Origin of the sequence: Streptomyces sp. NPDC008001 (genome assembly GCF_042958085.1) — a bacterium.
In the GTDB taxonomy this organism is placed as follows: domain Bacteria; phylum Actinomycetota; class Actinomycetes; order Streptomycetales; family Streptomycetaceae; genus Streptomyces.
In genome coordinates, this window is record NZ_JBIBIZ010000011.1 from 272,546 (window position 1) to 291,251 (window position 18,706).

Annotated in this window: 14 protein-coding genes; 10 read left to right on the forward strand and 4 right to left on the reverse strand. The window is 73.3% G+C overall.

All coding sequences use genetic code 11. From position 1 onward, the window contains the following. The first annotated feature begins 3 nt into the window (after nucleotides 1-3). The 8 genes from ACFZCD_RS29470 (at nucleotide 4) to ACFZCD_RS29505 (ending at nucleotide 12,026) form a co-directional block, all read left to right on the forward strand. Nucleotides 4-2,538 (forward strand): ABC transporter permease, encoded by a 2,535-nt coding sequence (locus ACFZCD_RS29470; RefSeq protein WP_391836077.1) that lies wholly within the window; start codon nucleotides 4-6, stop codon nucleotides 2,536-2,538. A gap of 82 nt (nucleotides 2,539-2,620) precedes the next feature. Continuing rightward, nucleotides 2,621-4,435 (forward strand): ABC-F family ATP-binding cassette domain-containing protein, encoded by a 1,815-nt coding sequence (locus ACFZCD_RS29475; protein WP_391836079.1) that lies wholly within the window; start codon nucleotides 2,621-2,623, stop codon nucleotides 4,433-4,435. Between the two features lie 162 nt (nucleotides 4,436-4,597). After that, entirely contained in the window at nucleotides 4,598-6,406 is a 1,809-nt protein-coding gene (locus ACFZCD_RS29480) for a PQQ-binding-like beta-propeller repeat protein (RefSeq protein WP_391836081.1), read from the forward strand. 318 nt (nucleotides 6,407-6,724) lie between these two features. Then, a complete protein-coding gene (locus tag ACFZCD_RS29485; protein ID WP_391836083.1) occupies nucleotides 6,725-7,432 on the forward strand; it encodes a response regulator transcription factor in 708 nt (235 codons plus the stop codon). Between the two features lie 214 nt (nucleotides 7,433-7,646). Then, a complete protein-coding gene (gene galT, locus ACFZCD_RS29490) occupies nucleotides 7,647-8,699 on the forward strand; it encodes a galactose-1-phosphate uridylyltransferase (protein ID WP_391836085.1) in 1,053 nt (350 codons plus the stop codon). Beyond that, nucleotides 8,696-9,670 (forward strand): UDP-glucose 4-epimerase GalE, encoded by a 975-nt coding sequence (gene galE / locus ACFZCD_RS29495; RefSeq protein ID WP_391836087.1) that lies wholly within the window; start codon nucleotides 8,696-8,698, stop codon nucleotides 9,668-9,670. The genes galT and galE overlap by 4 nt, the downstream gene beginning before the upstream one ends. Next, nucleotides 9,667-10,875 carry a galactokinase gene (gene galK, locus ACFZCD_RS29500; protein WP_391836089.1) on the forward strand — a complete coding sequence of 403 codons (1,209 nt, stop codon included), beginning with the start codon at nucleotides 9,667-9,669 and terminating at the stop codon, nucleotides 10,873-10,875. Before galE ends, galK begins: the two co-directional genes overlap by 4 nt. 308 nt (nucleotides 10,876-11,183) lie before the next feature. Further along, nucleotides 11,184-12,026 carry a LuxR C-terminal-related transcriptional regulator gene (locus tag ACFZCD_RS29505; RefSeq protein WP_391836091.1) on the forward strand — a complete coding sequence of 281 codons (843 nt, stop codon included), beginning with the start codon at nucleotides 11,184-11,186 and terminating at the stop codon, nucleotides 12,024-12,026. Here the strand turns inward: ACFZCD_RS29505 and ACFZCD_RS29510 are convergent. Further along, on the reverse strand, nucleotides 11,985-12,482 hold the full coding sequence (locus ACFZCD_RS29510; protein WP_391836093.1) for a MarR family winged helix-turn-helix transcriptional regulator: 498 nt from the start codon (nucleotides 12,480-12,482) through the stop codon (nucleotides 11,985-11,987). The genes ACFZCD_RS29505 and ACFZCD_RS29510 overlap by 42 nt on opposite strands. A gap of 73 nt (nucleotides 12,483-12,555) precedes the next feature. On the opposite strand from ACFZCD_RS29510, the gene ACFZCD_RS29515 reads away from it, so the two are divergent. Continuing rightward, the gene (locus ACFZCD_RS29515; protein ID WP_391836095.1) at nucleotides 12,556-13,344 is read left to right on the forward strand and encodes a trans-aconitate 2-methyltransferase; all 789 of its coding nucleotides are present in this window, start codon (nucleotides 12,556-12,558) and stop codon (nucleotides 13,342-13,344) included. 64 nt (nucleotides 13,345-13,408) lie between these two features. Here the strand turns inward: ACFZCD_RS29515 and ACFZCD_RS29520 are convergent, their stop codons facing one another. Continuing rightward, the gene (locus ACFZCD_RS29520; protein WP_391836097.1) at nucleotides 13,409-14,101 is read right to left on the reverse strand and encodes a TetR family transcriptional regulator; all 693 of its coding nucleotides are present in this window, start codon (nucleotides 14,099-14,101) and stop codon (nucleotides 13,409-13,411) included. Next, nucleotides 14,098-15,078, reverse strand: coding sequence for an acyl-CoA desaturase (locus ACFZCD_RS29525; protein ID WP_391836099.1), 981 nt, complete (start codon nucleotides 15,076-15,078; stop codon nucleotides 14,098-14,100). The genes ACFZCD_RS29520 and ACFZCD_RS29525 overlap by 4 nt, the downstream gene beginning before the upstream one ends. Before the next feature lie 194 nt (nucleotides 15,079-15,272). On the opposite strand from ACFZCD_RS29525, the gene ppc reads away from it, so the two are divergent. After that, nucleotides 15,273-18,008, forward strand: a complete 2,736-nt coding sequence (gene ppc / locus ACFZCD_RS29530; RefSeq protein ID WP_391836101.1) for a phosphoenolpyruvate carboxylase — start codon at nucleotides 15,273-15,275, stop codon at nucleotides 18,006-18,008. Between the two features lie 75 nt (nucleotides 18,009-18,083). Here the strand turns inward: ppc and pth are convergent, their stop codons facing one another. Beyond that, nucleotides 18,084-18,677: an aminoacyl-tRNA hydrolase gene (gene pth / locus ACFZCD_RS29535; protein WP_391836103.1), complete on the reverse strand. Its 594-nt coding sequence runs from the start codon at nucleotides 18,675-18,677 to the stop codon at nucleotides 18,084-18,086. Between the last annotated feature and the right edge of the window lie 29 nt (nucleotides 18,678-18,706).

Here is an 18,706-nt window from a genome sequence, read left to right on the forward strand (position 1 = left end):
GTGATGGGCAAGCTCGCAGCGCGTTCGCTGCGCCACCGTATCGGCGGCTTCACCGCCACCTTCCTCGCGCTGTTCATCGGCGCCACGCTCGTCATGGCCTGCGGGGGCCTGATGGAGACCGGCATCCGCAACACCGCGCCTCCCCAGCGCCTCGCGGGCGCCGGCCTGCTCGTCACGGGAGACCGCACCCACCAGGTGGCGACCAGCAAGAAGCACAAGAGGACGACCGCCCTCCCCGAACGCGTCGAACTCCCGGCCTCCCTCGCCGGCACCCTGCGCGCCGTCCCCGGCGTGCGGACCGCCACCGGCGAGCGCACCTTCGACGCCGCCGTGCTCGGCCCGCGGCCCGTCGCCGCCGAGGCCCACGGCTGGGAGTCCGCGGCGCTCACCCCGTACGTCCTCGGCTCGGGCACCGCCCCCGCCGGGCCCGGCGACGTGGTCCTCGACGCCGCGAGCGCGCACCGCGCGGGCGTCACGACCGGCGACCGGGTCCGGATCGCCGCGCACGGCGCCTCCGCCCCGTACCGCGTGAGCGGCATCGCCCGGCCCGCGCCCGGCCGGGACGTCCCCCGGGCCACCCTCTTCTTCTCGGAGCCCGAAGCGGCCCGCCTCTCGGGCCGGCCGGACACCGTCGCCGACATCGCCGTCACTCTCGCCCCCGGCGCGCACCCCGGCGCCGTCCGCAAGGGCGTGGCCGAGGCCCTGGCCGGACAGCCCGTCACTCTCCTCTCCGGCGACGACCGGGGCGCCGTCGAGCACCCCGAGGTCATGCAGGGCGGCGAGGACCTCGTCGCGCTGTCGGGCGTGGTCGGCGGGCTCGTCGTCCTCGTCGCGGCGTTCGTGGTGGCCGGGACCGTCGCCCTGTCCGCGCAGCAGCGCAGCCGGGAACTGGCCCTGCTGCGGGCGATCGGCGCGACCACCGGCCAGCTGCGGCGGATGCTGCTGGGGGAGACCCTCATGGTCATGGCGCTCGCGGGCGCCGCGGCCTGGCCCGCCGGGCCCGCCACGGGCCGGCTGCTCTTCGGCACCCTGGTCGACAGCGGCATGGTCGCCGACACCGTCCGCTTCAGCCAGGGCTGGATCCCGGCCGTGCCCGCCTACGGGGCGCTGCTCCTGACCGCCGTGCTCGGCGGGCTGCTCGGCACCGCCCGGGCGGTGCGCGCCAGGCCCGTGGAAGCGCTCGGCGAGGCCGCCGTCCAGAAGCCCGGCCTGCACCCCGTACGGATCGTCCTCGGGCTGGTGTTCCTGGCGGGCACGATCGCCCTCACCCTCGTCACCTCGCTCGTCCTGCGCGGCCCCGTGGCGGCGAGCACCGCCGGGCCGACCGTGATGTGCTGCGCCATCGCCCTCGCCCTCCTCGGCCCGTGGTTCGCCAAAGCCGTCACCCTCCTCCTGTACTGGCCCGTGCGTCTGCTCACCGGCCCCGCCGGGCGCCTCGCCGTGCTCAACGCCGCCGCCCGTACGGCCAGGACGGCGGCCGTCGCCACGCCGGTCATGCTGGCCACCGCCATCGCCACCGGCAACCTCTACCTGCAGACCACCACGGCCGCCGTCACCGAAGAGGCGTTCGCGGAGAACCTGCGGGCCGACGCCGTCCTCACCTCGGCGGCGGGCGGGACCGACCCGGCGCTGCTCGCGCGGGTCCGCGCGCTGCCGGGCGTCGCCGGGGCGAGCGCGTACGTCACGAGCACCGCGTACACCGAGAAGCCGCACGACGGCGGCGAGAACAAGAAGGGCCTGCGCCTGCAGGGCGTCAGCGCGGAGGGCGCGGCGCAGACCCTCGCCGCCGACGTGACCGCCGGCCGCCTCGCCGACCTCTCCGGCAGCACCATCGCCCTGCCGGAGAGCATCGCGCACCGCATGCACCGCGGGGTGGGGGACACGATCGGCATCCGGCTCGGCGACGGCACGCCCGTGGACGTGCGGATCGTGGCGCTGTTCAAGGGCCGCGAAGGGTTCGAGTCCGCGCTGACCAGCGCCGGGCTCCTCGCCCCGCACACGACCGCGGGCCTGCCGGCGCAGCTCCTGGTGCGGGCGGCCGGCGACCGGGACCGGCTGATGGCCGGCCTCACCGCCCTGGCCGCGCAGCGCCCGGAGCTGAAGGTCGCCGGACGGGAAGCTGTCACCGCGGCCCACGCACGGGACAACCGCACCCAGGCGTCGGTGAACTACCTGATCATCGGGATGCTCGTCGCGTACACGGCGCTGTCGGTCGTCAACACGACGGCCGTCGCCGTCGGCAACCGCCGCAAGGAGTTCGCCCTCCAGCGGCTCACCGGGGCCACGCGCGGGCAGGTGCTGCGGATGATGGCGGTGGAGGGCGGGCTGGTGGCCGCGGTCGGCCTCCTCCTGGGCACCGCGGCCGCGGCCACGACCCTGGTCCCCTTCAGCATGGCGCTGGGCCGCACGGCCCTCCCCGCCGGGCCGCCGGAGATCTTCCTGGCGGTGGTGGGAACGGCGGCGGTCCTGACGCTGGCGGCGACCCTGGTCCCCACCTGGTGGGCGCTCCGGGCGCGGCCGGTGGAGGCGGCGCGGTGAACCGGGGGCCGGGACCGGCCCCGGAACCGCTCGCCCGGGGGCATGGGATCCTTGGAGCCAGGACCCCCGAGCAAGGAGCGGCATGGCAGCCAACCTCGTCAATCTGGAAGCCGTCGAAAAGGTGTACGGCACCCGTGCACTCCTCGACGGCATCTCCCTCGGCGTGAACGAGGGCGACCGGATCGGTGTGGTCGGCCGCAACGGTGACGGCAAGACCACCCTGATCCGGATCCTCGCCAAGCTGGAGGAGGCGGACAAGGGCCGGGTCACGCACGCCGGCGGCCTGCACCTCGGCGTGCTCACGCAGCACGACTCCCTCGACCCCGCGGCGACCATCCGCCACGAGGTCATCGGCGACCTGGCCGACCACGAGTGGGCGGGCAGCGCGAAGATCCGCGACGTGCTGACGGGCCTCTTCGGCGGGCTGGACCTGCCCGGCTTCGCCGACGGCCTGGACACGGTCATCGGCCCGCTGTCCGGCGGCGAGCGCCGCCGCATCGCCCTCGCGAAGCTCCTGATCGCCGACCAGGACCTGATCGTCCTGGACGAGCCCACCAACCACCTCGACGTCGAGGGCATCTCCTGGCTCGCCCGCCACCTGCAGCAGCGCCGCTCGGCGCTCGTCTGCGTGACGCACGACCGCTGGTTCCTCGACCAGGTGTGCACGCGCATGTGGGACGTGCAGCGCGGCGTCGTCCACGAGTACGAGGGCGGCTACAGCGACTACGTCTTCGCGCGCGCCGAGCGGGAGCGCATCGCCGCCACCGAAGAGGCCAAGCGGCAGAACCTGATGCGCAAGGAACTGGCCTGGCTGCGCCGCGGCGCCCCGGCCCGCACGAGCAAGCCCCGCTTCCGCATCGAGGCCGCGAACGAGCTGATCGCGGACGTGCCGCCGCCGCGCGACAGCGCCGAGCTGATGAAGTTCGCGAGCTCCCGGCTCGGCAGGACCGTCTTCGACCTGGAGAACGTCACCGTCCAGGCCGGCCCCAAGGAGCTCATCAAGCACCTGACGTGGCAGCTGGGCCCCGGCGACCGGGTCGGCCTCGTCGGCGTCAACGGCGCGGGCAAGACGTCGCTGCTGCGAGCGCTCGCGGACGCCGCCGCCACCCAGGGCGAGAAGCAGCCGGCGGCGGGCAAGGTCGTGGTCGGCAAGACCGTCAAGCTGGCCTACCTCTCGCAGGAGGTCGGCGAACTCGACCCGGCCAAGCGGGTGCTGGAGGCCGTCCAGCAGGTGCGCGACCGCGTGGACCTCGGCAAGGGCCGGGAGATGACGGCGGGACAGCTGTGCGAGAAGTTCGGCTTCACCAAGGAGAAGCAGTGGACGCCGGTCGGCGACCTGTCCGGCGGTGAGCGCCGCCGGCTGCAGATCCTGCGCCTGCTGATGGACGAGCCCAACGTCCTCTTCCTCGACGAGCCCACCAACGACCTCGACATCGAGACCCTGACCCAGCTGGAGGACCTCCTCGACGGCTGGCCCGGCTCGATGGTCGTCATCAGCCACGACCGGTACTTCGTCGAGCGCACCACCGACCGGGTCTTCGCGCTCCTCGGCGACCAGGCCCTGCGGATGCTGCCGCGCGGCCTGGACGAGTACCTGGAGCGGCGGCAGCGCGTGATCGAGGCTGCCGCGCCCGCCGCCGCCCCGGCCGCGGCACCGGCGGCCGACGCCCCGAAGCAGAAGTCCGCGGGGGACGCGCGCGCGGCGAAGAAGGAACTGCAGAAGATCGAGCGCCGGCTCGACCGCATCAGCGAGCAGGAGGCGAAGCTGCACGCGCAGATCGCCGAGCAGGCCACCGACTTCGAGGCGGTCGCCAAACTCGACGCGGAACTGCGGCAGCTGGCGAACGAGCGCGAGGAACTGGAGCTGCGCTGGCTCGAACTGGCGGAGGACGCGTAGCCGTTCCGGCGGCGGCCCGGAGGTGAAGGGGGACGCCCCCTTCACCGGGCCGGTTGTCCGGTAGCGGCAACAGTCTCGTCACGGGCCGGTCTCGACCCGTGTCCCGTCAGTACCGGGTGATAAAAAGAACATCCGCCAGCCCCGCCGCAACGAGGAAAGCTGATGTCAACACCGCCCCCGCCCCAGCCGCCCAACCAGCCGCCGCAGGGCTTCGGGGCACCCAGCCCCTCGTACGGCTATCCGCCGCAGCAGCCCCCGCAGGGCCCGCCCGCCCCTCCGCTGGGCCCTCCGGGCCCCCCGCCGGGAGCGTCGCAGCCCGGCTACGGATACCCGCAGACCCCGCCGCCCCCGCCTCCGCCCGCCGCGCCGCAGACCCCGCCCCCGGGCGGCTACGGCTACCCGGGCCCGGGCCAGCCGCCCGCCGGCCAGCCCGCCCAGGGCTACCCGCAGTACAACGCGTACCCGCAGCAGCCCGGCCCGTACGGTGCGCCCGGCCAGTACCCCGGTGCGCCCGGCGGCGCCGGCGGCAACGGCGGTGACGGCGCCAAGAAGAAGCGCATGGCGATCATTGCCGGTGCCGTGGCGGCCGTCCTCGTCCTCGCGGGCGGCGGCATCTGGTTCGCCACCCGCGGTGGCGACGACGACACGCCCAACGTCTCCAGCAACGGCCAGACCGGCGGCAACGGCGGCACCGGCAACAAGGGCGGCAGCGGAGGCGGCGGCAAGCCCAAGTCCCTCGACGGCAAGCTGCTCTTCAACGTCGAGCAGGAGAAGGTCGACGACCTCGTCAACATGAAGGGCATGTGGGCCACCGACCAGGCGGTCGCCAAGGCCGACGTGTACAAGATCGTCGGTTATGGCCTCTCCGGCGGCAAGAAGTGGGAACTCCCGCTCGACGGCGCCGTCTGCTGGTCCAGCCCGCAGGCCACCGACGACGGCAAGGCCGTCGTCCTGGTCAGCGACGGCAAGCCCAGCGACGAGAAGAAGTACGGCGGCCCCTGCACCCAGGTCATCGCCTTCGACGTCAACAAGGGCACCAAGCTCTGGCAGAAGTCGGCCAAGAACGGCGACCGCGACATGACCTTCTCCGAGGTCACCATCGGCGGCGGCACCGTCGCCGCGGGCGGCATCAGCGGAGGCGCCGCCTGGGCGCTGGAGGACGGCAAGGAGCTGTGGAAGCCCAAGGCCGACGGCGACGACTGCCGCGACGCCGGCTACGGCGGCGGCAGCAAGCTCGTGGCCGTGCGCCGCTGCGGTGACATCGAGCGGGGCATCGTCACCATCCAGACGCTCGACCCCAAGTCGGGCGCCGTGAAGTCCTCGTACCAGATGCCGCCCGGCCTCGCCTGGCCGCACGTCGCCTCCACCGACCCGCTCGTCGTCGCCGTCAACGCGGGCGGCAACAAGGGCAACGGCGCCTCCGACTTCCTGGTGATCGACGACAGCGCCAAGGACGGCAAGCTGCGCAGCAAGATCTCCACGGACAACGGCAAGTACGAGCCGCGCTGCCCGTCGACCGAGGTCGAGGGCTGCACCAAGCTGTCCATCACCAAGGACACGCTCTACATGCCGACCGAGGACCACTCCTCCGGCGACCCGAACCAGGCCGGCCGCGTCAACGAGATCGTCGCCTTCGACCTGGCCAGCGGCCAGACCAAGGGCAAGACGGACGGCACCCCCGGCTCCAGCCTCGTGCCCCTCGGCGTCGACAAGGACGGCTACCCGGTCGCGTACCAGATCGCGACCTACAACGCCGGCGGCAAGGTGCTGCGCATCGACCCCAAGACGTACAAGGCCGACGTGCTGCTGAAGAACGCCGACGAGACGTCCAAGCCCGAGCGGGACCTGTCGCCCGACTTCCAGCAGGGCCTGTGGGCCCAGGGCCGGCTCTTCCTCGGCACGAACTACGCCCACCGCAGCTCCGCCGTGCTGGGGAAGCAGTACACCATGCTCGTCTTCGGAGCGAGCTGACGCGGAAGGCTGACGCGGAGGCCGTCGCCCCCGTTGACGCCACGTGATCACGGCGCCGCCGGTACAGCGGTTTACGACCGCTTGGCGCCGTGATCAAGCACAATTGACACCGGACACGTCGTATCCCTGCTCGTCGCGCTGCCGTGCCTGAACGATCCGTTTCAGTCGCGAAGTACACGTGATTGGCAGGGATTTCGGCATTCCGGGGGACTTCTCACCGGTAAGGGGCGCGCAACGTCGAACAAGCGTGTAGCTTCCGGGGTCGAGGGGTCGACAAGGAGACGTAGAGACGTACGCGGGGCGACAGGGGGCAAGCGCATGGGCGTGCGGCTCATGGTGGTCGACGATCACCGACTGCTGGCCGAGGCGCTCGCCTCGGCCCTGAAGCTGCGCGGGCACCGGGTCCTGGCCGCGGCCGCGCCGAGCGCGGGCGCCGCCGATCTCGTGGTGAGCCGCGCACCCGAGGTGTGCCTGCTGGGCACCGCCACGCCCGCCGAGCCGGGGGCCTTCGATCCGATCGTCCGGATCAAGCGCGACCGCCCGCAGGTGGCCGTCGTCGTGCTCGGGCCCGTCCCGAGCCCGCTCGGCATCGCGGCCGCCTTCGCCGCCGGCGCCTCGGGCTACGTGCGGCACAACGAGCGGATCGAGGGCGTCGAGCGCGCCATGATGAAGGCGCGGGCGGGCGAGGCGGCGGTCGATCCGCAGCTCCTGCAGGGCGCGTTCACGGAGCTGCTCAACCCCGCCGCCCAGCCCGACGACGAAGGCGCGCGGTTGCTCCAGCTCCTCACCCCGCGGGAGGTCGAGGTCCTGGTCCGGGTCGCCGAGGGCGAGGACACCCGCCTGATCGCGGCCGGCATGGGCATAGCGCCGAGCACGGCCCGCACGCACGTGCAGCGGGTGCTGATGAAGCTGGGGGTGGGGTCGCGGCTGGAGGCGGCGGCGCTCGCCGCCCGCACGGGGCTGCTGGACCGGGCGGCCGCGGGGCCGGGGCCGTTGCCGCCGCCGCGGGGTCCTGCAGGCCCGTAGCACGGGGCTCCGCCCCGGACCCCGGTCCTCAAACGCCGGACGGGCTGAGTGTGTTGGGGGCCAACGCCTTGCTCTTGCGGAAGCCGCAACGAAATCAAGCCTGTCCGGCGTTTGAGGACACCGCGCGTTCAGCGCGGCCGGGGCCCGGGGGGCTCACCCCGGTTACGGGAAGGGGCGGGGTGGGGAGAAGAAAGCCGTGAGCCCAGCGCGCCCCGTGAGGAAGACGGCAACCAAGCTCGCCGACGGCCGCGAGCTGATCTACTACGACCTCGACGGCGACGTCATACGCGAGCCCGCGGACGACCCCCGCCCCCTTCACCCCGTCACGACCACCCTCACCGAGATCCGCCACGACCCGATCCTCGACGAGGACGTGGTCATCGCCTCGCACCGCCAGACCCGCACCTTCCTCCCGCCCGCGGAAGCGTGCCCCCTCTGTCCCTCGCGCCCCGGCCGCCCCACCGAGATCCCCGCTTCCGACTACGAAGTGGCCGTCTTCGAGAACCGGTTCCCCTCGCTGACGGGCAACGCGGGCCGCTGCGAGGTGGTCTGCTTCACGGCCGACCACCACACCTCCTTCGCCGCCCTCGGCCCCGACCGCGCCGCCCTCGTCCTCGCCGCCTGGACCGACCGCACCGCCGAACTGGCCGCGCTCCCGTCCGTGCGGCAGGTGTTCTGCTTCGAGAACCGCGGCGAGGAGATCGGCGTCACCCTCGGCCACCCGCACGGCCAGATCTACGCCTACCCCTTCGTCACCCCGCGCACCGAGCGCATGCTGGCCTCGGCCGCCGCGCACGCCGCCCGCACGGGCGGGCGCAACCTCTTCGACGACACCGTGGCCGCCGAGCGCGAGGACGGCAGCCGCGTCGTCCTCGACACTGCCCACTGGACGGCCTTCGTCCCGTACGCCGCCCGCTGGCCCTACGAGGTGCACCTCCACCCCCGCCGCCGCGTGCCCGACCTGCTCGCCCTGGACGACGCCGCCCGCACAGAGTTCCCACAGGTCTACCTGGAACTCTTGCGCCGGTTCGACCGGATCTTCGGCGAGGGCGAGCCGCCCACCCCGTACGTCTCCGCGTGGCACCAGGCGCCCCTCCGGCACCCCCGCAGGAGTGAATTCGCGCTCCACCTCGAGCTCTTCACCATCCGCCGGGCCCCCGGAAAGCTGAAGTTCCTCGCGGGTTCCGAATCCGGCATGAACGTGTTCATCAACGATGTGCCGCCGGAGGCCGCGGCGGAGCGACTGCGAGAGGTAGCGGGCAAATGAGCGAGAGCAGCAGGAAGTGCCTGGTCACGGGCGGCGCGGGCTACATCGGGAGCGTCGTGGCGGCGCACCTGCTGGCCGCCGGGCACGCCGTGACCGTCCTCGACGACCTCTCCACCGGCCACCGGGCCGCCGTCCCGGCCGGTGCGGCCTTCATCGAGGGCCGCGTGCAGGACGCCGGGCAGTGGCTCGACAGCTCCTACGACGCCGTGCTGCACTTCGCGGCCTTCTCGCAGGTCGGCCAGTCCGTCGCCGACCCCGAACCGTACTGGCGCAACAACGTCGGCGGCACCGCCGGCCTGCTCGCCGCCATGCGCGACGCCGGCGTGCGCACCCTGGTCTTCTCCTCCACGGCCGCCGTCTACGGCGAACCGGACGCCGTCCCCCTCACCGAGGACGCCCCCACGGCCCCCACCAACCCCTACGGCGCCACCAAGCTCGCCGTCGACCACATGATCAGCGGCGAGTGCACCGCCCACGGCCTGGCCGCCGTCTCCCTGCGCTACTTCAACGTGGCGGGCGCGCACGGCCGTTACGGCGAGCGGCACGCCCCGGAGACCCACCTCATCCCGCTCGTCCTGCAGGTGGCCCGCGGCGAGCGCGAGGCCGTCGCCGTCTACGGCGACGACTACCCCACCCCGGACGGCACCTGCATCCGCGACTACATCCACGTCGCCGACCTCGCCGAGGCCCACCTGCTGGCCCTCTCCGCCGCGCGCGACGGCGAACACCTCATCTGCAACCTGGGCAACGGCAACGGCTTCTCCGTCCACGAGGTGATCGAGACCGTCCGCAAGGTCACCGGCCACCCCGTCCCGCAGACCACCGCCCCGCGCCGCCCCGGCGACCCGGCCGTCCTCGTCGCCTCCGCCGAGCGCGCCCGGGAGACCCTCGGCTGGACGCCGCGCCGCCCGGACCTCGCCGGAATCGTCGCCGACGCCTGGGAGTTCGCGCGCCGCGGACCGGAACAGTGACCGGCGGTGCCGTGACGGGCTTCGAGGACGCCTACGGGTACGCCCCGGAGGGCGTCTGGTCCGCGCCCGGCCGGGTCAACCTCATCGGCGAGTACACGGACGTCAACGAGGGCCACGTCCTGCCGGTCGCGCTGCCGCAGCGCACCCGCGTGGCCGCCGCGGCCCGGACCGACGGCGTGCTGCGCCTGCGCTCGCGCGACGTGCCGGGCCCGGCCGGACTGCCCCTGGACGGCCTCGCCCCCGGCCGCGTGACGGGCTGGGCCGCCTACCCGGCCGGCGTCGCCTGGGCGCTGCGCGAGGCCGGCCTGCCGGTCGGCGGCGCGGACGTGTACGTGGAGAGCGACGTCCCGGCGGGCGCGGGGCTGTCGTCCTCCGCCGCCCTGGAGGTCGCGACGGCCCTGGCGCTGACCGAGCTGCACGGGGCCGCCCCGTGCGACCGCCCCGCCCTGGCCCGGCTGGCCCAGCGCGCCGAGAACGCCTTCGTGGGCGTCCCCTGCGGCGTCATGGACCAGACGGCGTCCGCCTGCTGCGTCCCCGGCCACGCCCTGCACCTCGACACCCGCGGGCCCGCGCTGCGGCAGGTGCCCTTCGACCTGGCCGCCCACGGCCTGCGGCTCCTCGTCGTGGACACCCGCGTCCGGCACGCCCTGGCGGACGGCGCCTACGCGGCGCGGCGGGCGGGCTGCGAGGCGGCGGCACGGGCCCTGGGCGTACGGGCACTGCGGGACGTGCCGTACGGGGAGCTGGAGGCGGCGCTGGGAGCGCTCGCCGACCCGGCCCTGCGGCCGCTGGTGCGGCACGTCGTGACGGAGGACGAGCGCGTGCGGGACGTCGTGGCACTCCTCGCCGCGGGCGAGCCGCGCAAGGCCGGTCCGCTGCTGACCGCCGGGCACGCCTCCCTCCGCGACGACTTCGCCGTCTCGTGCCCGGAGCTCGACCTGGCCGTCGCGGTCGCGAACGGAGCGGGCGCGCTCGGGGCGCGGATGACGGGCGCGGGGTTCGGGGGATCGGCGCTGGCGCTCGTGGAGGAGGGCGGGGCGGAGGCGGTGGGCGCGGCCGTCACAGCCGCCTTCGCCGCGGCCGGGCACCGCCCGCCGCGGGTCTTCGCGGCGGTGGCGAGCGGTGGGGCGCGGCGGGAGTTCCCGGGCGACGGCGGAGGTGAGGTCGGCGTGCGGGGTGAGGAGGAGCCGGCAGGTCCTCCGTGATCGTGCAGTCGGGCATGGTCAACTTCGCGTCGTTCCACGTCGTTCACTGCCTCAATACTGAACAGAAAGCTCACCATAAACAGGCGGGTCGAGCAGTTTTGCCAATCGGCTTCCGTTGCGGGACCCCCGCCGTACGCTGATGCACAGCGTCGGTGGGGGCCGGCGCTGATCAGGGGGCGCGACAGGCAGGTACGACGCCCGGGGCGGGGTGCAAGTCGACAAGTGCGGCGGCGGCCGTGCGGTGTGTGGCGGCCCCGGACCGGGCGCCGTACCCGCACTGACCGCCGCCCGGGAATGTGGGGGTGGCAGTGGCACGTATTCGGGTACTGGTGGTCGACGACCACCGCATCTTCGCCGAGTCGCTCGCCGCCGCCCTCGCGGCCGAGCAGGACGTGGACGTCTCGGCGGCCGGCAGCGGGCCGGCGGCGCTGCGCGCGCTGGAGCGGGCGGCGGCCGAGGGACGGCGCTTCGACGTGCTGCTGATCGATGCCGATCTGGGCACGGTCGGGCAGGACGGCGGCGGTGTGCCGGGCCAGCTCAGGGGGCCCGTGCCGCACGGTGCGGCCCTCGGGCCGGGCCACGGGCCGGCGCACGGCGGGCCGGTGCACGAGGGCGGCGGGCCGGGCGAGGGCGCGGTCGACGGGATCTCGCTCGTGGCCGGCGTCCGCAGCGCGCACCCCGCGGTGCGGACGGTCGTGCTCGCCGAGCGCGACGACCCGCGGCGGGCCGCGGCGGCCCTGCAGGCGGGCGCCGGGGGCTGGGTGGCCAAGGACTGCTCGCTGTCCCGGCTGCTGGCCGTCATCAGGGGCGTCCTGCGCGACGAGACGCATCTGCCGCCCGCCCTGCTCACGGGCGTGCTGCGGGAGCTCACGGCGGCGCGGAAGCACCGTACGGAGAGCGAGCGGCTGGTCGAGTCGCTGACGCCGCGCGAGCGCGAGGTGCTGCGCTGCATGGTGGCCGGGCTGGGCCGCAAGGCCGTTGCCGAGCGGCTGTACCTCTCCCCGCACACCGTCCGCACGCACATGCAGAACGTCCTGGGGAAGCTCGGCGTGCACTCCACGCTCGCGGCCGTCGCGCTGGCGCGCCGGGCCGGGGTGGGACCGGTGGACCTAACCGGGAGTGTTGTCGAACGGGGCGGTCAGCTGGCGTAGCAGATCGGCCAGCTCGCGGCGCTGGGTGCGGGACAGCTCGGCGAGGATGGCGCGCTCCTGCTCCAGGAGCCCGGCCAGGGCCTCGTCGGCGCGGTCCCGGCCCTCGTCCGTCAGGCGCACGAGCACGCCCCGGCGGTCGCTCGGGTCGGGCTCGCGGCGGACCAGGCCCTTCTTGGCGAGCCGGTCGATGCGGTTGGTCATCGTGCCGGAGGTGACCAGCGTCTGGGTGAGCAGCTGCCCGGGGGAGAGCTGGTACGGGGCCCCGGCGCGGCGCAGCGCCGTCAGGACGTCGAACTCCCACGGTTCGAGCTCGTGCTCGGCGAAGGCGAGGCGGCGGGCGCGGTCGAGGTGGCGGGCGAGCCTGCTCACGCGGCTGAGCACCTCGAGTGGCTCCACGTCGAGGTCAGGGCGCTCGCGGCGCCACGCTGAAACCAGCCGATCGACCTCGTCCTCCATGACGATCAGTGTAGAGGGTCTGTCGACATGAAGTCTCTTGACGTCAAGATATTCGGGTGGCGATCCTGGAGGTATGACGACTTCCGCTGCCACGCCTGTCTGGGACCCGGAGCAGTATCTGCGTCACTCGGGCCCCCGCTCCCGCCCCTTCGCCGACCTGCTGGCCCGCGTGCCGCTGCGCGATCCCGCGCGGATCGTGGACCTGGGCTGCGGCCCGGGCAACGTTACGGCGCTGCTCGCCGAGCGGTGGCCGGAGGCGCGGATCACAGGCCTGGACAACTCGGAGGAGATGTTGCGGGAGGCGCGTGCGCACGTGCGGGGCGTCTCCTTCGCCCACGCGGACCTGCGGGAATGGGCGCCGGAGGAGACGTACGACCTGATCGTCTCCAGCGCGACGTTCCAGTGGGTGCGGGGCCACGAGGAGTCGTTCCCGGCGTGGGTGGGCGCGCTCGTCCCGGGCGGGGTCTTCGCCTTCACCGTGCCGGGGAACTTCGGCGCACCGAGCCACGTGCTGCTCCACGAGCTCTGCGAGAGCGCGGCGTGGCGGGACCGGCTGGGCGGGCTCCAGCGGCCCGGCCACGTGCTCACTCCCACGGAGTACCTGGAGCGGCTCGCCGGCCTGGGCCTGACGGTGGACGCCTGGGAGACGACGTACGCCCATGTGCTGACGGGCGAGGACGCCGTCCTGGACTGGACGAAGGGCACGACGCTGAGGCCGGTCCTGACGGCGCTCCGCGGCGACGCGGGGGCGACGTCGCGCTTCCTGGCGGACTACGGGGCACTCCTGCGCGAGGCGTACCCCGCGGGCCCCCACGGCACGGTGTTCCCGTTCCGGCGGATCTTCGTCGTAGCGAGCCGGTGAAGGGGCCGCGAGCGAGCCCCTTCGGACGAATCCGCCGCGGCGGACCCGGGGGTGCCGGGGCGTCCTAGGCGCGACGGTGACCCACGAGTCGTGGTTTCGGCTCCAGGCCGTCCAGACCGTGCCACGCCAGATTCACCAGGTGCGCCGCGACCTCCGCCTTCTTCGGCTTGCGGACGTCCAGCCACCACTGGCCCGTCAGGGCGACCATGCCGACCAGGGCCTGGGCGTACAGCGGGGCGAGCTTCGCGTCGAAGCCGCGGGCCTTGAACTCCAGGCCCAGGATGTCCTCGACCTGGGTGGCGATGTCGCTGATCAGCGACGCGAACGTGCCCGTCGACTGCGCCACCGGCGAATCGCGGACGAGGATGCGGAAGCCGTCCGTGTACGTCTCGATGTAGTCGAGGAGGGCGAAGGCGGCCTGCTCCAGCAGCTCCCGCGGGTGGCCCGCGGTCAGTGCCCCCGTGACCATGTCCAGCAGCTGCCGCATCTCACGGTCGACGACCACCGCGTACAGCCCCTCCTTGCCGCCGAAGTGCTCGTAGACGACCGGCTTGGAGACCCCGGCCTTCGCCGCGATCTCCTCGACCGACGTGCCCTCGAACCCCCGCTCGGCGAAGAGCGTGCGACCGATGTCCAGCAGCTGCTCCCGGCGCTCCGCGCCGGTCATCCGCACCCGCCGGGTGCGACGGGTCCCCGCAGCCGGGGCCCGGTCCTTGTTACTGGTGGTCTTGCTGTCGATCGCCACGCTGTCAATCATGCCGCGTGAGCGGCACTCTCCTTCCGCCGGGAGTCCAAGCGGTCCGCCTTCGGCCACCGCACGTCGTAGGCCCAGCCCGCCTGCTCGAACCAGCGGATCAGGCGGGCGCTGGAGTCCAGCTGCCCCTTCAGCACACCATGCCGGGCCGCCGTCGGGTCCGCGTGGTGCAGGTTGTGCCAGGACTCGCCGCAGGACAGGATCGCCAGCCACCACACGTTGCCCGAGCGGTCGCGCGACTTGAACGGCCGCTTGCCCACGGCGTGGCAGATCGAATTGATCGACCACGTCACATGGTGCAGCAGGGCGACCCGCACCAGCGAACCCCAGAAGAACGCCGTGGCCGCACCCTGCCAGGACCAGGTGGCCAGACCGCCGACGAACGGCGGGATCAGCAGCGACACGGACGTCCACAGGACGAACTGGCGGGAGATCCCCCGGATCAGCGGATCCTTGATCAGGTCGGGGGCGTACTTGTGCTGCGGGGTCTGCTCCTCGTCGAACATCCAGCCGACGTGGGCCCACCACAGCCCCTTCATCAGCGCCGGCACCGTATCGCCGAAGCGCCACGGCGAATGCGGGTCCCCCTCGGCGTCCGAGAAGCGGTGGTGCCTCCGGTGATCGGCGACCCAGCGCACGAGCGGGCCCTCCACCGCCATCGACCCCATGATCGCCAGAGCGATGCGCAGCGGCCGCTTGGCCTTGAAGGAGCCGTGTGTGAAATAGCGGTGGAAGCCGATCGTGATCCCGTGGCAGCCGATGTAGTACATCGCCACCATCAGGCCGAGATCCAGCCAGCTCACGCCCCAGCCCCAGGCCAGCGGGACCGCTGCGACCAGGGCGAGGAACGGCACGGTGATGAACAGCAGCAGGGCGATCTGTTCGACGGAACGCTTGCTGTCGCCACCCAGCGTGGCGGAGGGGAGCGGGGCTTCCTGGGCCTTCGGCGCGTCTTCGATCACGTCGGGGCTTGCAGTCATGGGTTCCCTCATGGGGGTCGGGGCATGGCTACGGTTCCGTAACCTACGGCTTCGTAAGTATGGCAGGGCGGGAGCACGGAGCAAGAGGGCTGTGGACAACCGCGCGTCGTGCGGCGACCTATGCTGGTGGGCGTCGGACAGCGCGGTCCGCAACCCCTCCAGACGTGCCAGAAACTCTGCAAGGAGCCGCACCTGTGAGCAGTGCCGACAACACCAACGCCGCCCTGCGCGCCGACATCCGCCGCCTCGGCGACCTCCTCGGCGAGACGCTGGTCCGCCAGGAGGGGGAAGAGCTCCTGGACCTGGTCGAGAAGGTCCGCGCCCTCACCCGCAGCGACGGCGAGGCCGCCGCGGAGTTGCTCGGCGCGACCGACCTGGAGACCGCCGCCAAGCTCGTCCGCGCCTTCTCCACGTACTTCCATCTGGCGAACGTCACCGAGCAGGTGCACCGCGGCCGCGACCTCGGCGCCAAGCGCGCCGCCGAGGGCTCGATCCTCGCCCGCACCGCCGACCAGCTGAAGGACGCCGACCCCGACCACGTGCGGCAGACCGTCGAGAACCTCGGCGTACGCCCCGTCTTCACCGCACACCCCACCGAGGCCGCCCGCCGCAGCGTCCTCAACAAGCTCCGCCGCATCGCCGAGCTGCTCGACGCCGTGCCCGGCCCGGCCGCCGGCGGCGCCGGCGACAAGCGCCGCACCGACCTGCGCCTCGCCGAGAACATCGACCTGCTGTGGCAGACCGACGAGCTGCGCGTGGCCCGCCCCGAGCCCACGGACGAGGCCCGCAACGCCATCTACTACCTGGACGAGCTGCACGCCAACGCCGTCGGCGACGTCCTGGAGGACCTCGCCGCCGAGCTGGAGCGCGTCGGCGTCGCGCTGCCCGCCACCACCCGCCCGCTCACCTTCGGCACCTGGATCGGCGGCGACCGCGACGGCAATCCCAACGTGACCCCGCAGGTCACCTGGGACGTGCTGCTCCTGCAGTACGAGCACGGCATCACCGACGCCCTCGACCTCGTCGACGAGCTGCGCGGCGCCCTCTCCAACTCCATCCGCAACAGCGGCGCCACCGAGGAGCTCCTCTCCTCCCTCCAGCGCGACCTCGAATTGCTGCCCGAGATCAGCCCCCGCTACAAGCGCCTCAACGCCGAGGAGCCCTACCGCCTCAAGGCGACCTGCGTCCGCCAGAAGCTCGTCAACACCCGCGAGCGGCTGGCCCGCAACACCCCGCACGAGGAGGGCCGCGACTACCTCGGCACCACCGAGCTCCTCGCCGACCTGCAGATCCTCCAGGACTCGCTGCGCGCCCACCGCGGCCGCCTGATCGCCGACGGCCGCCTGGAGCGCGCCCTGCGCACCCTCGCCGCCTTCGGCCTGCACCTGGCCACCATGGACGTCCGCGAGCACGCCGACGCCCACCACCACGCCCTCGGCCAGCTCTTCGACCGCCTCGGCGAGGAGTCCTGGCGCTACGCGGACATGCCCCGCGACTACCGCCGCAAGCTCCTCGCCAAGGAGCTGCGCTCCCGCCGGCCGCTCGCCCCCAGCCCCGCGCCCCTCGACGCGGCCGGCGCGAAGACCCTCGGCGTCTTCGGCACCATCCGCGAGGCCCTGCAGAAGTTCGGGCCCGAGGTCGTCGAGTCGTACATCATCTCGATGTGCCAGGGCGCCGACGACGTCTTCGCGGCCGCCGTCCTCGCCCGCGAGGCCGGCCTGATCGACCTGCACACCGGCTGGGCGAAGATCGGCATCGTGCCGCTCCTGGAGACCACGGACGAGCTCAAGGAAGCCGACCGCATCCTCGACGACATGCTCGCCGACCCCTCCTACCGGCGCCTGGTCGCCCTGCGCGGCGACGTCCAGGAGGTCATGCTCGGCTACTCGGACTCCTCCAAGTTCGGCGGCATCACCACCTCCCAGTGGGAGATCCACCGCGCCCAGCGCCGCCTGCGCGACGTGGCCCACCGCTACGGCGTCCGCCTGCGCCTCTTCCACGGCCGCGGCGGCACCGTCGGCCGCGGCGGCGGCCCCACCCACGACGCGATCCTCGCCCAGCCCTGGGGCACCCTGGAGGGCGAGATCAAGGTGACCGAGCAGGGCGAGGTCATCTCCGACAAGTACCTCATCCCGGCCCTCGCCCGGGAGAACCTGGAACTGACGGTCGCCGCGACCCTGCAGGCCTCCGCCCTGCACACCGCGCCCCGCCAGTCCGACGAGGCCCTCGCCCGCTGGGACGCGGCCATGGACACCGTCTCCGACGCCGCCCACTCCGCCTACCGGCGCCTGGTCGAGGACCCCGACCTGCCCGCGTACTTCTTCGCCTCCACCCCGGTGGACCAGCTCGCCGAGCTCCACCTCGGCTCGCGCCCCTCGCGCCGCCCCGACTCCGGCGCGGGCCTGGACGGCCTGCGGGCCATCCCGTGGGTGTTCGGCTGGACCCAGTCCCGGCAGATCGTGCCCGGCTGGTTCGGCGTCGGCTCCGGCCTCAAGGCCGCCCGCGAGGCCGGCCTGGACACCGTCCTGGACGAGATGCACGAGCACTGGCACTTCTTCCAGAACTTCCTGTCCAACGTCGAGATGACGCTCGCCAAGACCGACCTGCGCATCGCGCAGCACTACGTCGACACCCTCGTGCCCGACGAGCTCAAGCACGTCTTCGACGTCATCAAGGCCGAGCACGAGCTGACCGTCCAGGAGGTCCTGCGGATCACCGGCGAGGCGGAGCTCCTCGACGCGAGCCCGGTCCTGCGGCAGACGTTCCGCGTGCGGGACGCGTACCTGGACCCGATCTCGTACCTGCAGGTGACGCTGCTGCACCGGCAGCGGCAGGCCGCCGAGCGCGGCGAGACGCCGGATCCCCTGCTGGGCCGCGCCCTGCTGCTGACCGTCAACGGCGTTGCGGCGGGCCTCCGCAACACCGGCTGACGGCTCACCGAGCCCTGGAACGACGGCGGCCCCGGCTGACAGAGTCAGCCGGGGCCGCCGTTCGAGAAGCAGGTGTCAGTTGTTGTACGTGCTCTGGGCGCGCTCCAGGCCGTCCACGATCAGTGACTCGACCGCGTCCGCGGCCCGGTCCACCTCGTAGGCGAGCTCCTTGCGCTCCGCCGACGAGAAGTCCTTCAGGACGAAGTCCGCGACGGGCATCCGGCCCGGCGGCCGGCCGATCCCGAACCGCACCCGGAGATAGTCCGGGCCCAGCGCCTTCGTGATCGACTTCAGGCCGTTGTGGCCGTTGTCGCCGCCGCCGAGCTTCAGCCGCAGCGTCCCGTAGTCGACGTCCAGCTCGTCGTGGACGGCGATCACCCGCTCCACGGGCACCTTGTAGAAGTCGCGCAGCGCGGCCGTCGGTCCGCCCGACAGATTCATGAACGACATCGGCTTGGCGACCACGACCCGCCGGGCCGCCGGGCCGGGCGCCCCGAGGCGGCCCTCGACGACCTGGGCCCGCGATGCCTTGTGGGCCTTGAACTTGGCGCCCATCCGCTCCGCGAGCAGGTCCGCGACCATGAAGCCCACGTTGTGGCGGTTGCCCGCGTACTCCGGCCCGGGGTTGCCCAGGCCCACGATCAGCCAGGGGCTGGAGTCGTCCGTCATCTGCATGTCTCCTTCACCGTCAACCGTAG

Excerpts from the sequence above, each read along its gene's own strand:
- ACFZCD_RS29485 (WP_391836083.1), top strand. The coding sequence starts at position 6,725 with ATGGGCGTGCGGCTCATGGTGGTCGACGATCACCGACTGCTGGCCGAG.
- ACFZCD_RS29515 (WP_391836095.1), top strand. The coding sequence starts at position 12,556 with ATGACGACTTCCGCTGCCACGCCTGTCTGGGACCCGGAGCAGTATCTG.
- ACFZCD_RS29470 (WP_391836077.1), top strand. The coding sequence starts at position 4 with ATGGGCAAGCTCGCAGCGCGTTCGCTGCGCCACCGTATCGGCGGCTTC.
- ACFZCD_RS29520 (WP_391836097.1), bottom strand. The coding sequence starts at position 14,101 with ATGATTGACAGCGTGGCGATCGACAGCAAGACCACCAGTAACAAGGAC.
- ACFZCD_RS29525 (WP_391836099.1), bottom strand. The coding sequence starts at position 15,078 with ATGACTGCAAGCCCCGACGTGATCGAAGACGCGCCGAAGGCCCAGGAA.
- ACFZCD_RS29480 (WP_391836081.1), top strand. The coding sequence starts at position 4,598 with ATGTCAACACCGCCCCCGCCCCAGCCGCCCAACCAGCCGCCGCAGGGC.
- galE (WP_391836087.1), top strand. The coding sequence starts at position 8,696 with ATGAGCGAGAGCAGCAGGAAGTGCCTGGTCACGGGCGGCGCGGGCTAC.
- pth (WP_391836103.1), bottom strand. The coding sequence starts at position 18,677 with ATGACGGACGACTCCAGCCCCTGGCTGATCGTGGGCCTGGGCAACCCC.
- ACFZCD_RS29475 (WP_391836079.1), top strand. The coding sequence starts at position 2,621 with ATGGCAGCCAACCTCGTCAATCTGGAAGCCGTCGAAAAGGTGTACGGC.
- ACFZCD_RS29510 (WP_391836093.1), bottom strand. The coding sequence starts at position 12,482 with ATGGAGGACGAGGTCGATCGGCTGGTTTCAGCGTGGCGCCGCGAGCGC.